Below are 13719 nucleotides of genomic sequence, written 5' to 3'. Positions count from 1 at the left end.
ACAACCTCATGTTTGGTGATTTAGCCTAGCACGGCAAAGCCGTACTAGCTTACGCATAGATCAGCCGCTTTGCGGCTGCTTCAGAGAGGCAAAGCCTTTCATCAATGCTTAACCGATTGCGACCGTCGGTCGCTGTCGGATAAAAGAATGCCCGCATTATGGATTAATAATGTGATGTTTTACGCCTGTTTATTTCGCATTACCACCAGCAAGACCGCTTGCAATACGACATACACAGCCAATACCAATAACGGCTGTCCGTCGGGTGAAGCCAAACCTAACGGAGAGAGTAACACGTGTAGCGAAATTAACCCAAGCACTAATGACGCCACGGTGACGCGCACGTATTTCCAGTTGGTTAAATCGACATCACTGCGGTTTACGCTGCTGTCTTGATAAGGCTCGCGTTTCAAAAACTGCCCCAAAATCAACATCACCGCCACATCGAACACAAACAACGCCGCCATCACATACACGAAATTAATCTGAACTTTAAACACCCAAACAATCGAGAAATATAAGATAACGTGTAACAATAAGGCGATTCTTGCCGCCAGCCCCGATACGGTTTTATTAAACAACCCGACCGCAAACAAAGCGACAATCGGAATATTGACGAAACCGGCAAAACGTTTGGTCAATAAGAAAATGCCATCGGTTCCGAACATCAATAACGGTCCGATAATCATGGTCAGCACCGCCATCACCGCCGAGACTTTTTTCGCATAGGTGATCAATTCTTGGTCTGACCGCACTTTGCTGCTGAGCGACGGCAATAAATCCTTGCAATAGATGGTCGCGGCAGAATTTAAGAACGAGTTAAAGGTACTTAAAATCGCGCCGAACAACGCCGCAATAAAGAAGCCTTGCAATGCCGTCGGCAACACTTTACTGACCAGTGCCGGATAAGACGTATCCATCGGATTTAAGGTATCGCCGAAGATATGGAAACTGAGCAAGCCCGGCAAGTTTAAAATAATCGGCAAGGTCAGCAAGAATAATGCCGCAATCAAAATCCCTTTTTGCCCGGATTGCAAATCCTTTGCCCCCAACGCCCGCTGTACGATTGCTTGGTTAGTGGTCCAATAGAAGAAATTCACGATTAAAATCCCGGTGAAAATCGCCGGCCACGGCACCGCATCAGTTGCAGCGCCAATCGCATTGAATTTCTCCACATGAGTGGTGGTGATGGTTCTCACCCCTTCGCTGATACTGCCGTCGCCTAAATGGGCTAAAGCAAAAATCGGCACTAATAATGCACCGATAACCAAAAGAATGGCGTTTAGCGTATCGGACACCGCCACCGCTTTTAAACCGCCGAAAATCGCATAAATTGCGCCGACAATGCCTATCGCCATCACGGTATAGACAATCGCCTCGCCATAACTGAGCCCGAATACCACTTCTAAATTAAAGATTTTATTGAAGGCAATCGCACCGGTATAAAGTGCGGTCGGAATGACGATAAACAGATAAAATACCAAGAATAATCCCGACATAATTAAGCGTGTTTGACGGTCAAAACGGCTTTCAAAAAATTCCGGAATCGTGGTATAACCGTTACGCAAATATTTCGGTAATAAATACAGTGCCAAGAAACATAACGGGATCACCGATTGTACCGTCCAAGCAATAATCGAGAAATTGCCTTTATAGGAAACCGCGTTAACCCCGATTAACTGCTCGGTAGATAATGAAGTCAACACCATTGAACAACCAATCACTAATCCGCTTAAACCACGCCCTGCCAGAAAATAACCTTTTGAGGTTGTTAAATCATCGCCTTTCGTTTTTTGCCACGAAATATAGCCGACAATCCCTGTAACAAGAAGAAAACTCACGATTGTAAGGAACATATTACCCTCCGATATTCATCAAATAAGGTATCTGAATAAGATACGGATTTAGCATAATACAGTCGCCTCGCCGGCATTATGATAATTATCATAGCGCTATCGTGAGTTCGATCACAGTTTCCAATAAAAGATAAAAAATGGAAAAAATCTCCAAAAAAATATAACCCGATATGAGCATGATCATAAAGCGGCTTTATTTTTCATCGGCATAATAAGCCAAAAAGTAATAAGGGCTTTACTATGGGCGTATCACTGATTGGTATTTTAATTTTATGCGGAATGCTCACCAATTTAATGTCGGCGGTTTTTGGGATTGGCGGCGGGGTATTAATGGTGCCGATTCTCTATACCTTATTTCCGTCTTTCCCACTGCAAATGATTGCGGCAACTTCATTAACCATTGTGATTGGTACGGCATTAATTAACTTAATTTATTTTTATCAGCAAAAAATTAAAATAAATATGAAGTCGGTTTTATTTTGGTCATTCGGTATGATTATCGGCGTACAATTTGGTTTTGAAGCCAGTTTTTATTTAATCGACAATATCATTATCGGGGTATTCGTCGGCACATTGACCCTGCTCGCACTCAAAACCATATTTATCCCGCCCAAAATGCAAACGGCGCAAAGCAATGCAAATGAAAACCTCAAAGGGACTGCGCTATGTTTGTTTGGCGGCACCATTGCCGGCATGACAGGTATCGGCGGCGGCTCAATCATGGCGCCGCTCTTGGGACAATTGCGCAGTATCAAACCATATCAAATCGCCCCGTACAGTAACTATTTGATGGTAATCGGCGGCTTAGGCAGCCTTTACGGCTACCTCGCCAAGCAACCGCCGTTTCACCTCGATCACATCTGGCAAGTGGGTTATGTCAGCTTTTCAATCGTCATCATCGTTGTACTCAGCTCTTTCCTGACCAGTTTCTTATCGATGAAAATCAGAGGGATTTTAAAACCGGATCTTGCTCGAAAACTACTCGGTTATATTCTATTAATCATTGCCGCATATATGTTATTGATTCATTTAACCAAGTAACAAAAGCGCACTTTACCGCGCCAATCTTAGCAAAGTGCGCTCCGATATTGATCAACCGACAATTTCGTCCAACGCCACTTTACGGTTTTCATTGCGGGATTTGGTACAGGCGTCCGCGGTGGCAATGGCGGCACGGGCTGCTTCGCCGGTTAATAGCTTGGTAAATTCCGCGCTCGGGGTCATGCCGTGCATAATATCGTTCAGATATTGCATTTCTTTGTGCATGACCGAATTTAACCACAACGGGGTGCGTTTGCCCGGCTGTCCGTATTGAATTGCGCCATCCATGCAAGTGCCGGTGTAAATCCGAGTGCGGTCGTCGTCCTCTTCCTGCGTTTCGTGGATTAAGAAATGGGAATCTTGTCCGTTTACGCGCAACGTGCCGCCGCAATGGTACATATCCAGTTTAATCGCGCCCTTTTCGCCTTGGATCAGCACGTAGTGTTCTCCCCAGCGGAAGGCGGAACCCCATTCCAACACCGCAAAACGATTGTCGTCAAATTCCAAATTAAGAAATAACATATCATCTTCATCGCCGAATCGTTCGCCACGGTGAGCAACATTGCCGGCGGTCATGGTCACCGTTTTCGGCATACCGCCCATAATAAACTGCACGCAATCCAATTCATGGATGTGGTGATACAAATGCCCGCCGGATTTTTCACGGATTTTTTTCCAAGAAATACTCGGTTGCTCATCCTCCCACCCGTTTCTTGCCGAGTGGCAATACAACACTTTGCCGATTACCCCCTGCTGAATCAATTCCTTCGCGTGTTGCACCCCATTGAAGAAATTCATAATATGCCCCGCCATAAAGGTGACACCGTTCTGCTCGCAAGCACGCACCATCTCATCGCAGTCCTGATAACTTAAAGCGATCGGTTTTTCGCAAAAAACGTGTTTTTTATGTTTTGCCGCCAGTAACACCGGTTCTTTGTGCAAATAGTTCGGGGTGGCGACAATGACACAATCGACATCGGCGCGACTGACAGCGGCCTCAAGGCTAGGCGCGTGATCGCAAGCCAATTCCTTGGCAATATCATCGCCGTTCGCCGGATCATAAACCACCGTCACCTTGGCATTATCCAGTTTATTCATAATACGGGCTAAATCGGCGCCGAAATACCCCACTCCAATCACTGCATAGTTGATCATTTTCTTTCTCCTAATATTAAGAATATATTTAACCTACTGTTTTTAAATTTAATACAGCTAACATTTACTTGACCGAACCTTCCGATAAGCCTCCGGCGATTTTGTTTTGAATAAAGCAGAAGAACAGCACCGACGGCACAACGACTAATACCGACGCCGCCATCATGTCGCCCCAATCGAGAATTTCCGCGCCGTTCAGCGAGCGCAAAGCGACCGCAACCGTCATTTTGCTGGTGTCATTGACCAAAATCAGGGCATACAAGAACTCGTTCCACGCATTGATAAAGGTATAAATCGCGGTTGCCACAATGCCCGGTGCCACCAGCGGCAATACGATTTTAAAAAACACGGTAAATTTATTCGCCCCGTCAATCCGTGCCGCCTCTTCGATTTCAATCGGCACGGTACGGAAAAAGCCGACCAACAGCCAAACCGCATACGGCACGCTGAACGAGAGATAGACGATAATCAACCCGGTGGTGGTGTTGGTTAATCCGACTTTCGCCATCGCAATCGAATAAGGAATGGCGAGCAAAATCGGCGGAAAAATATAGGTTGTCACCAATAATTTCGACATAATCGCGCCCAGTTTCGGGAAAAAGCGCACAATGCCGTATGCTGCCATCGAGGAGATAATAATCGCAATCAAGGTGGTCACCAGCGCGATAAACAAGCTGTTTTTAATATTGACGGCAAAATTTAGGTTATTAATGACATTATCGAAGTAATCCAAGGTCAGCACTTTCGGCCAGAAACGGGTCGGATCGCCGGTGAGCTCGCCTTTGCCTTTAATCGAGGAAATCACAATCCAGACTAACGGGAAAATCGCGACGAGGGTTGAAACCGCCAAGAACGCGTGCGACAACAGATCGCCTAAAATTGATTTTTTCTTTTTCATTGCTTATTCCCCCTCTTTTTCCCAACGGTTAATCACTTTGAAATAGATAAAGCAAATTAACAGCAGGAAGATAAACAGCAGCACGGTGACGGCGGAAGAACGCCCTAACAGTTTGGTGCCCCAGCCCATGTTGTAGGCGTAAATCGGTAAGGTCATGGTGGAATTGGCAGGACCGCCGCCGGTGATTAAATAGATGATGTCGAAGTTGTTGAACACCCACACCGTTCTCAGCACCACCAATAAACCGATCACCACTTTGATATGCGGCAGCGTGATATGGCGGAATACCTGCCAAGCATTGGCGCCGTCGATTTTTGCCGCTTCATACTGCTCTGCCGGCACGGTTTGCAGCGCAGAAAGCACATTCACCATAATCAACGGTGCGCCGAACCAAATATTGATAAAAACCAAGCTGACGAATGCCCAAGTGCTGTCGGAGAGGAAATTCGGCGCAATATCCATCAAACCCAGCTTGACGATCATATTCGGCAAATAGCCGTAAACGCCGTTTAAAATCCACTGCCAAGAAAAGGCGATGACAATGGTCGGGAACGCCCACGGAATAATCAGCAAAATTTTGTATAGCCATTGCAAATGACGGATACGATGTAATGCCATTGCCAGTGCAAAACCCATTAATACTTGCCCGACCAGCGACAACACCGTCCATTTAATCGAATTGAGAAATGCCCACCAAAAATTGGGATCATTCAATACTGCGCTATAGTTAGCAAAACCGACAAAGGTATAGGACGGCATTACCAGATTTTTATTGGTGAAACTATAAAAAATACTGGAGAGAAACGGATAAACAAACAGTGCCGAAACTACAATCATTGCCGGCAGCACAAAGATCCAGCGTGTGTAGCTTTTTTGAAACATAAGTAGCCCCCTTTCCTGTCACGTTAGGACTGGAAATCAGATTAAGGAACGGTGATGAAGGTGGGTTGGAGCAGACCGAAGCCCGCCCCTCCCCGGAGCGTCTATTGTGCCGTCACCGTGGCAAACAGCTCATTGAGTTGTTTTTCTGCTTTTTGTGCCGCCACCATCGGATCCGTACCATGGGTTACAATCTCTTGGAACATGGCTTCAATGATATGTTGGTTGGTCAGTAAACCGCCCTGCACGCTCGGCCCATGTTCATAACCGATTGCCGTGCCGGTTTTGACCGCACTTTCAATCACCTGTTCCGCATGGGCAAACTGTTTAATTATCGGATTGTCTTTGTACGCCGGATCATCCGAAATTCCGCTGATCGCCGGCAGCATGCCGACCGGCACCGAGCTTAGGAACTGGATATAACGATCTTTTTGATACAAGGTTTCGATAAAGGCCTTGCTGATTTCGGGATGTTTACTGTTTTTCCAAACGACCAGTGGAATATTGGAGGTTTCAATGCCGTAATCCGGATCGCCTGCATTGATTTTCGGGATTGGATAAGCGTCGATCTCGCCTAATAATTGCGGTGAATTCGCCCGAACGCCGCCGATTTGGAAGCCGGAATTGAAATCAAATGCGGTTCTGCCTTGATAATACAGCGTTGCCTGTTGCAACACATTGTAATTAATCGAATCTTTCGGCGAGGTTTCATGATACATTTTCACCCAATATTTGATCCCGTCTTGCACCAGCGGACTGGTCAAATCCACTTTCAATTCAGGCGTTAATAAACTACCGCCGCCACTTTTGACATAAAAATTCAGGAAGCGGGTTGCCATAAAATCATTCGTTCCCATCGGCACCGACAGCCCATACACGCCGTCTTTGGTCAAGGTTTTGGCGGCATGATAGAGCTCATCCCAAGTGCGCGGAACTTGCAGATTGTTTTGTGCTAACAAGTCCTTACGAATCCACATTACCTGTGCGTGCGAATAGAGTGGAATCGAGTAGTTATGATTCTCAAGCGTGCCTTCGTTAATCGCCGCCGCAGAAAACTTGTCCCGTCCGATGGTGTCGATTAAATCGTTTACCGGCTGCAACGCACCGACATTGATCATTTCCACCACCTGATTCGGCAGTGCGGCACTCATATCCGGCACATTGCCGGAAGCCAGACCGGTGGTCCATTTGGTATAGAAGTCATTCCAAGAAAAGGTTTCGATCTTGATTTTGACTTGCGGATGTTGCTGCATAAAATCATTCGCCGCCGCTTGAATCACTTCCAAACGCGGGCCTTGGGTGAACGAATGCCACACCGTGATATTACCCGCCAATTCGCCATTGTTTGCCATCGGCGCCGCACTGTCGCCGGCTGCGGTTTTGTTATCGTCGCAAGCGCTTAACATAAAGGCGGCAAGCACAACCGAAGCAGCTGCCGTGATGATTTTTCTGAATCTCATAAAATACTCCTTATCAATAAATCATGATTGGTTATAAGAGCGATTGCTCGGTTTGCGGATCAAAAAAATGTGCCCGTTTCATATCGAACGCCAAACTGATGTTTTCGTCCATTTTGATCTGCTGGCGCGAATGTACCACCGCTTTAATCGCCTGCTTGCCGATGGCGGTATGTACGATATATTCCGCCCCCAACAGTTCGGCGACATGCACCGGCGAGGTTATCATCGCTTTTTGATAACTGCCCAACAGCAACGGTTCATTGGAAATATTTTCCGGACGGATACCGAGAATCACCGCTTTACCAACCGCACTTTGCGCTTTCAACTGTCGGTATATCTCCTCCGGAATCCATAGACGCTGATGATCTTCGGTAATAAAAAAACCATCCTCGATTTTGCCGTGGATAAAATTCATGGTCGGCGAGCCGATAAAGCCGGCAACAAACAGATTATCCGGATGATCGTAAATCGCTTTCGGCGAACCGATTTGTTTCACCACCCCGGCGTTCATCACCACAATCCGATCCGCCATCGTCATCGCTTCGGTTTGATCGTGGGTGACATACACCGTGGTGGCGTTCAGTTGTTTATGAATGCGGATAATTTCCGCGCGCATATTGCTGCGCAGCTTGGCATCCAGATTGGACAACGGCTCATCCATTAAAAACACTTTCGGCGAACGTACAATCGTCCGCCCAAGGGCAACCCGTTGCCGCTGTCCGCCGGACAAGGCTTTCGGTTTGCGATCCAGTAATTGCTCTAAGCCCAAAATGGCGGCGGCTTCTCTCACTTTGCGATCAATCTCCGCTTTCGACATTTTGCGCAACTTCAATGCAAACGCCATGTTGTCGTAGACACTCATATGCGGATACAGCGCATAGGATTGAAACACCATCGCGATATCGCGATCTTTGGCTTCGACTGCATTAACCAAGCGATCATCGATATAAAATTCACCTTCGGAAATATCTTCCAAACCGGCAATCATGCGCAAAGTCGTCGACTTACCGCAACCGGAAGGACCGACTAATGCAATAAATTCTTTATCAGCGACTTCCAAGTTGAAATCCTGTACCGCCTCAAAACCGTTGTTATAACGTTTGTAAATATGATTTAATGCTAGCGTTGCCATTGGGTTTCCTTTATTCGTGTATTTATTCACTCTTTTTCTGACAAAAGCAGAAAGATGGTTTAAGATAAATCCAAAAACATAAGACATCATACATCTAAATTTGCTTAGACATATGATGTCTTATGTTAGCGAAAAATAAAACGATCTCGATCACAATTTTAACAATTGATTGCAAATAATTTGAGGCCCCGATGATCGCACCTTCTCTATTTACGATGGTCTATGTTCTGCTGATGGGTATCGGATTTCCGATTATGCGCTATATGAGCCTACAGTTTGAGACCATCAATAACAATGCGGTTCGTTTTCTCTCCGGCGGACTATTCCTCCTCTTCATCGTGCTCTTCAAATTTCGCCATGAATGGCAAAAAATAGGCAAAGCCCCGCAATTTATGCTCGGCTTGCTCTTGTTAGCGCTATTTATGAGCGGCAATATGTACTTTTTTATCAACGGAATCCAAGCAACATCCGCCTTAACCGGCAGTATTTTTGGCGTATTAGCCATGCCGCTTGCGATTTTTATTGCGGCAATTTTTTATGCCGATGAACGGCAGCGCTTGAAAAACCGCACTTTTTACCTTGGCGCGCTGTCGGCAATAATCGGTTCGTTCTTATTCATTTTTTATGCCGGGCGCCACGATAACAGCAGCGACTTTATTCGCGGCGCTATTTTCCTGAGTATCGCAATCCTGATCCAATCCCTACAAAATTTAATCGTTAAACGCCTCGCCAAACACTTGCATACCCTGGTGATCAGCGCCATGACCGCAATGCTGTCCGGTTTGATTTTTTTATCTATCGCAGTGTACAGCGGCAAAATTGTTGAACTTGGGCACGTGAGCGGAGGGTTATTGTCCGGGTTGGCGTTGTCAGGGATTTACGGCATTCTGATCGGCATGCTCATGGCATTCTATATCATGCAGCAACAAGGCATTGTTGCTTTCAATATGATTCAATTGCTGGTTCCGATTTCCGCGGCAGTGATGGCTTATTTATTATTAGACGAAACGCTTAATTTTTATCAAATGCTCGCTGCCGTCATTGTGATCGTCGGTTGTGCCGTCGCATTAAAAAAGCAAAAGGGATAAAGCGGATGATTATTCTACTACCAGTGGCAATATTAACCTGACAATGCACATAAAATGTTTTAATATCGACGATAAACATAAGACATCATATATCTATCCCAACGATAGAACATTTTCTGAAAATGAAAAAATTAACCAAAAAAGCGGCAACCTTAGCACTACAAGAAAAAATCAAGCAGCTGATTTTAGACAACCAGCTAAAGCCGGGCGATTTAATGCCCACGGAAAATGAGTTGATTGAATTGCTCGGCGTAAGCCGTTCCAGCTTACGCGAAGCGATCAAGTCATTGGAAGCATTGCATATTTTGGATATCCATCACGGCATAGGAACCTTTGTCGGCGAGTCTTCTTTAGTGCCGATGATTCGCGGACTGGCGTTTCATGCGCAATTACACCTACATAACGACATCAAATGCTTATTGGATATTCTTGATGTGCGTGAAATTCTCCAATACGGTTTTGCCCCGATTGCGCTGGCAAAAATCAGCGATCAACAAGTTGAGCAATTGCAAAGTTTGGTCGCCGCGATTGAAGCGAATGCCCGCGTCGCCGCCTTTTCCGATGAAGAAGAGCGGCAAATTCATTTATTGGTTTATCAAGCGGTCGAAAATCATCTGCTGTCGCAATATCTCGACGCATTTTGGCAGATTTATCAGCTATTAGAACATGAATTACCACCGAATACCGTTGCCGCTTCGACGATCGCCATGCAATACCGCGAATGGGTGGATGCGATTGAAGCACGCGATCTGGAAAGAGTGCAACACGCCATTTTGGTTTACTTTCAACGAATCAGACAACGTTTAACCACAAAGGAAGCATAAGCATATGAACACCCTTAACATCGCTTTGGTCGGTTGCGGATTTTTTGGGCAGCAACTGGCGTTGGCATTTCAGCAGTGCGGTGCAAAAATCGTCGGCGTGACCGACATCAACCACCAATTAGCCGCTAATTTAGCCGACAAATTAACCTGTAATGCTTACCTGAACTGTGAAGACATGTTGGCAAGCCAACACCTTGATCTGGTGCTGATCGCCACTTACAATTCGGCACATCGCGCCGTTGCCGAAGCGGCATTAAATGCAGGAAGTGCGGTATTTATCGAAACCCCGTTTGCAACCCGGATCGAGGATTGCCGGCGCATTTTACAACACGCCGAGCAAGTCAAACAGCCGGTATTTATCGGTCATGTCTTGCGTACGCTGCCCGGCTTGCTGAAAGCAAAACAGCTGATCGACGAAAATGCCTTGGGCAAAATCACCGTTGCGCGCGCCAACCGCCAGCGGTGGATTGATTCGGCACGCGATAAAGATTGGTGGAAAAACGATATCAACCTCACCGGCGGCAAGTTATTACATGAAATCCATGAACTGGATTTGCTGTGCTGGCTATTGGGCGAAGTCGATTCGGTCTATGCCCAATCCAGCAATCGCGCCCATCCCGACACGCCGGACAATCACGATATTATCCAATTGCTAATGCAATTTAAAAGCGGCGTATTCGGTTCGTTGGAAATGGGCACCGCCTACCGCTTACATGAATGGGGCATTGCGATTCACGGCGAACTGGGATCACTGGTGGTGAATTTTTTCACCTCGACCCTGACACTCTCCTTTGCCGACGGACATCGCCGGCAGTTTAATCTATACGATGAATTCGAGGCTGATCTCTCGATGCGCGAAAACGGCAAAAGCATACAAAAATATAATCAAATCAATGGGCTGTGCCCTTTTTGGTTAAGCCGTGCCGTTGAAATCGAAGCCTTAAGCGTGATAAACCACCTCCGGCAGCAACAAGCCAGCGTATTAAACCACAGCCCAATGCGTGCGGTCTGCGTCGCCGTTGCCGCCAAACGTTCGATTCACGAAAAAGCTTTAATTAAGGTCGAATATTAAGTGAATTTCGACTTGATTCGCATTTTACTTAACCGCACTTTTTAGTAGAATCCCCCCGACTTCCACCACAAAGGGCAAAATATTATCGAAACATGGCAGCGCGGGTTTGTGTTGCACCGCAGACCCTATAACGAAACCAGTCTGTTGGTCGATCTTTTCACCGAAGAGAGCGGGCGTTTGACCGTGCTGGCAAAAGGCGCGCGCGCCAAACGCTCGACGCTGAAAAGCCTGCTGCAACCGTTCACGCCATTACTGTTGCGTTGGTCGGGACGCGGCGGGCTGAAAATCCTGACCAAAGCCGAAGCCGCTTCGCTGGCGTTGCCGTTGCAGCATACCGCACTTTACAGTGCCTTTTACATCAATGAGTTAATTTGCCGGGTGATTGAAAACGAAACCGCTTATCCGCAACTGTTTCAAGATTATCTCGCTTGCCTGACCGCACTTGCGCTCAATCAACAGCAAGTCGAACCGCCATTGCGTAAATTTGAATTTCAGCTGTTGCAAACATTAGGCTACGGTGTGGATTTTTTGCATTGCGCCGGTTCGGGCTTGCCGGTTGCGCCGGAGATGAGCTATCAATATCGCGCCGAGCAAGGCTTTATCGCTTCGTTAATCAAAAACAATCAAACCTTTTACGGCGACGAACTGTTGGCATTTGCGGCGTTGGAATTTGAACAGAAACACATTCTGCAAGCGGCAAAACGCTTCACCCGCATTGCCCTCAAACCCTACATCGGCAGCCAACCCCTGAAAAGCCGCGAGCTGTTTCAAGGGGTTTTACCGGGTAAAATGAAAGGCTAAGTTAGCCTTTCGCACGCAGATTAAACTCCGCCAACGCTTGGTCAAATTGTTCGGCAACGGCGCTATCTTCAGCAGAAAACAGCGATGAGGTAATGGTGATGAAAGAGCAGATTAAAAAGCCCGGAATAATTTCATACAGTTTCGCCAGATCCGTCCAACCGAGATACTGCATTAACGGGCTCCAAGCCACCACGGTCACTGCCCCGGAAAGCATGCCCCACAGGGCGGCGGACGAGGTGATATTACGGTTAAACAGCGATAAAATCACCACCGGTCCGAATGCGGCGCCGAAGCCTGCCCAGGCATAAGACACCAGCTTCATCACGCCGGAAGAGGGGTCTTGCGCGATAAGAATCGCAACGGCGGCAATCACCAACACCATCAAACGCCCGACCCAGACCAGCTCATTGCTGGAGGCGGTTTTGCGCAGAAACCCTTTATAGAAATCTTCCGTTACCGCCGCAGAACACATTAATAATTGTGCGGATAAGGTGCTCATCACTGCCGCTAAAATAGCTGACAACACCACACCGACAATCCAAGGATTAAACATCAAACGGGATAATTCGATAAACACCGATTCTGCATTATTTAATACGATTTGATTGGCACTAAAATATGCCAAGCCGAAATAACCGACCGCCACCGCGCCGCCAAGACACAAAAACATCCAAGTAATCCCGATTCTGCGCGCATTTTGCAACGATTGCACCGAGTCCGCCGCCATAAACCGGGCTAAAATATGCGGCTGTCCGAAATAGCCCAAGCCCCAAGCCAGCGCCGAGATCACGCCGATACCGGAAACATTGTGCAGCCAGTTGGCATATGGAATACCGGTCATTTCCGATTTTACGGTTAATGCCAAATTGATGTCTTCCCAGGTTAAATGCAGCAACACCATCACCGGCGCCAACAATAGGGCGAAAATCATTAACGTGGCTTGAATGGTATCGCTCCAAGAGACCGCCAAATAGCCGCCGATAAAAGTGTAGGTGATGGTTGCCAACGCGCCCAGCCAAAGTGCGGTCGAATAATCCAGCCCCAGCAGGCTTTGAAACAATTTTGCGCCGGCAACGACACCGGAAGCGCAATAGATGGTGAAGAAAAACAAAATAATCGAAGAGGAGATGATTTTCAGCGCTTTCTTTTGTTGCGGGAAACGCTGGGCAAAAAATGCCGGCAAGGTGAGCGCATTTTTATATTTTTCGGTAAAAATCCGCAAGCGGCCTGCCACCACCCGATAATTCAAATAAGCGCCGATCGTCAAACCGACGGCGATCCAAGCCTCCGACAAACCGGATAAAAAGATCGCCCCGGGCAAGCCCATCAGCAACCAGCCGGACATATCGGAAGCGCCGGCGGACATTGCCGTAACGAAGCTGCCCATTTTGCGCCCGCCTAAAATGTAGTCGTCAAAATTTTGTGTGGAACGGTAGGCATAAATGCCTATCCCCAAAATAATCAGCAGATATAACCCGAACGTAGTATAAATTTGATAGTTTTGCATGGTTCT

Annotated in this window: 12 protein-coding genes; 5 read left to right on the top strand and 7 right to left on the bottom strand. The window is 46.9% G+C overall.

The genetic code is table 11. The features are described 5' to 3' along the window. Positions 1 to 179 precede the first annotated feature (179 nt). A complete protein-coding gene (locus tag ACWA50_RS05990; RefSeq protein ID WP_449343124.1) occupies positions 180 to 1856 on the bottom strand; it encodes a solute:sodium symporter family transporter in 1677 nt (558 codons plus the stop codon). Positions 1857 to 2096: 240 nt separating this feature from the next. Here ACWA50_RS05990 and ACWA50_RS05985 point away from each other — a divergent pair, with 240 nt between their 5' ends. Then, complete coding sequence (locus ACWA50_RS05985; protein ID WP_431050714.1) at positions 2097 to 2897, top strand: sulfite exporter TauE/SafE family protein; 801 nt, start codon at positions 2097 to 2099, stop codon at positions 2895 to 2897. A gap of 51 nt (positions 2898 to 2948) precedes the next feature. On the opposite strand, the gene ACWA50_RS05980 is transcribed toward ACWA50_RS05985, so the two are convergent. The 5 genes from ACWA50_RS05980 to ACWA50_RS05960 form a co-directional block, all read right to left on the bottom strand. Then, positions 2949 to 4052: a Gfo/Idh/MocA family protein gene (locus tag ACWA50_RS05980; RefSeq protein WP_431050712.1), complete on the bottom strand. Its 1104-nt coding sequence runs from the start codon at positions 4050 to 4052 to the stop codon at positions 2949 to 2951. A 64-nt stretch (positions 4053 to 4116) separates the two neighbouring features. Next, entirely contained in the window at positions 4117 to 4950 is an 834-nt protein-coding gene (locus ACWA50_RS05975) for a carbohydrate ABC transporter permease (RefSeq protein ID WP_431050710.1), read from the bottom strand. 3 nt (positions 4951 to 4953) lie between these two features. Further along, entirely contained in the window at positions 4954 to 5832 is an 879-nt protein-coding gene (locus tag ACWA50_RS05970) for a carbohydrate ABC transporter permease (protein WP_431050708.1), read from the bottom strand. A 101-nt stretch (positions 5833 to 5933) separates the two neighbouring features. Continuing rightward, positions 5934 to 7289 carry an ABC transporter substrate-binding protein gene (locus tag ACWA50_RS05965; protein WP_449343123.1) on the bottom strand — a complete coding sequence of 452 codons (1356 nt, stop codon included), beginning with the start codon at positions 7287 to 7289 and terminating at the stop codon, positions 5934 to 5936. A gap of 31 nt (positions 7290 to 7320) precedes the next feature. Next, the gene (locus tag ACWA50_RS05960; protein WP_431050704.1) at positions 7321 to 8421 is read right to left on the bottom strand and encodes an ABC transporter ATP-binding protein; all 1101 of its coding nucleotides are present in this window, start codon (positions 8419 to 8421) and stop codon (positions 7321 to 7323) included. Positions 8422 to 8612: 191 nt separating this feature from the next. On the opposite strand from ACWA50_RS05960, the gene ACWA50_RS05955 reads away from it, so the two are divergent. The 4 genes from ACWA50_RS05955 to recO all read left to right on the top strand — a co-directional run bounded on the left by ACWA50_RS05955 (position 8613) and on the right by recO (position 12206). Continuing rightward, positions 8613 to 9509 (top strand): DMT family transporter, encoded by an 897-nt coding sequence (locus tag ACWA50_RS05955; protein ID WP_431050702.1) that lies wholly within the window; start codon positions 8613 to 8615, stop codon positions 9507 to 9509. Positions 9510 to 9631: 122 nt separating this feature from the next. Next, positions 9632 to 10333, top strand: coding sequence for a FadR/GntR family transcriptional regulator (locus ACWA50_RS05950; protein WP_431050700.1), 702 nt, complete (start codon positions 9632 to 9634; stop codon positions 10331 to 10333). 4 nt (positions 10334 to 10337) lie between these two features. Next, a complete protein-coding gene (locus tag ACWA50_RS05945) occupies positions 10338 to 11405 on the top strand; it encodes a Gfo/Idh/MocA family protein (protein ID WP_431050698.1) in 1068 nt (355 codons plus the stop codon). 81 nt (positions 11406 to 11486) lie between these two features. Continuing rightward, on the top strand, positions 11487 to 12206 hold the full coding sequence (recO, locus tag ACWA50_RS05940) for a DNA repair protein RecO (RefSeq protein ID WP_431054303.1): 720 nt from the start codon (positions 11487 to 11489) through the stop codon (positions 12204 to 12206). A gap of 1 nt (position 12207) precedes the next feature. Here the strand turns inward: recO and putP are convergent, their stop codons facing one another. Continuing rightward, the gene (gene putP / locus ACWA50_RS05935; protein WP_431050696.1) at positions 12208 to 13713 is read right to left on the bottom strand and encodes a sodium/proline symporter PutP; all 1506 of its coding nucleotides are present in this window, start codon (positions 13711 to 13713) and stop codon (positions 12208 to 12210) included. Between the last annotated feature and the right edge of the window lie 6 nt (positions 13714 to 13719).

It is taken from the genome of Testudinibacter sp. P17/SS/0325 (genome assembly GCF_053570765.1).
The sequence above is the reverse complement of the archived record's forward strand: the minus strand, read 5'-3'. Positions and strand labels throughout refer to the sequence as shown.

Bases quoted from the DNA above. Each gene is read 5' to 3' on its own strand.
- ACWA50_RS05990 (WP_449343124.1), bottom strand. From the start codon at position 1,856: ATGTTCCTTACAATCGTGAGTTTTCTTCTTGTTACAGGGATTGTCGGC.
- ACWA50_RS05985 (WP_431050714.1), top strand. From the start codon at position 2,097: ATGGGCGTATCACTGATTGGTATTTTAATTTTATGCGGAATGCTCACC.
- ACWA50_RS05980 (WP_431050712.1), bottom strand. From the start codon at position 4,052: ATGATCAACTATGCAGTGATTGGAGTGGGGTATTTCGGCGCCGATTTA.
- ACWA50_RS05975 (WP_431050710.1), bottom strand. From the start codon at position 4,950: ATGAAAAAGAAAAAATCAATTTTAGGCGATCTGTTGTCGCACGCGTTC.
- ACWA50_RS05970 (WP_431050708.1), bottom strand. From the start codon at position 5,832: ATGTTTCAAAAAAGCTACACACGCTGGATCTTTGTGCTGCCGGCAATG.
- ACWA50_RS05965 (WP_449343123.1), bottom strand. From the start codon at position 7,289: ATGAGATTCAGAAAAATCATCACGGCAGCTGCTTCGGTTGTGCTTGCC.
- ACWA50_RS05960 (WP_431050704.1), bottom strand. From the start codon at position 8,421: ATGGCAACGCTAGCATTAAATCATATTTACAAACGTTATAACAACGGT.
- ACWA50_RS05955 (WP_431050702.1), top strand. From the start codon at position 8,613: ATGATCGCACCTTCTCTATTTACGATGGTCTATGTTCTGCTGATGGGT.
- ACWA50_RS05950 (WP_431050700.1), top strand. From the start codon at position 9,632: ATGAAAAAATTAACCAAAAAAGCGGCAACCTTAGCACTACAAGAAAAA.
- ACWA50_RS05945 (WP_431050698.1), top strand. From the start codon at position 10,338: ATGAACACCCTTAACATCGCTTTGGTCGGTTGCGGATTTTTTGGGCAG.
- putP (WP_431050696.1), bottom strand. From the start codon at position 13,713: ATGCAAAACTATCAAATTTATACTACGTTCGGGTTATATCTGCTGATT.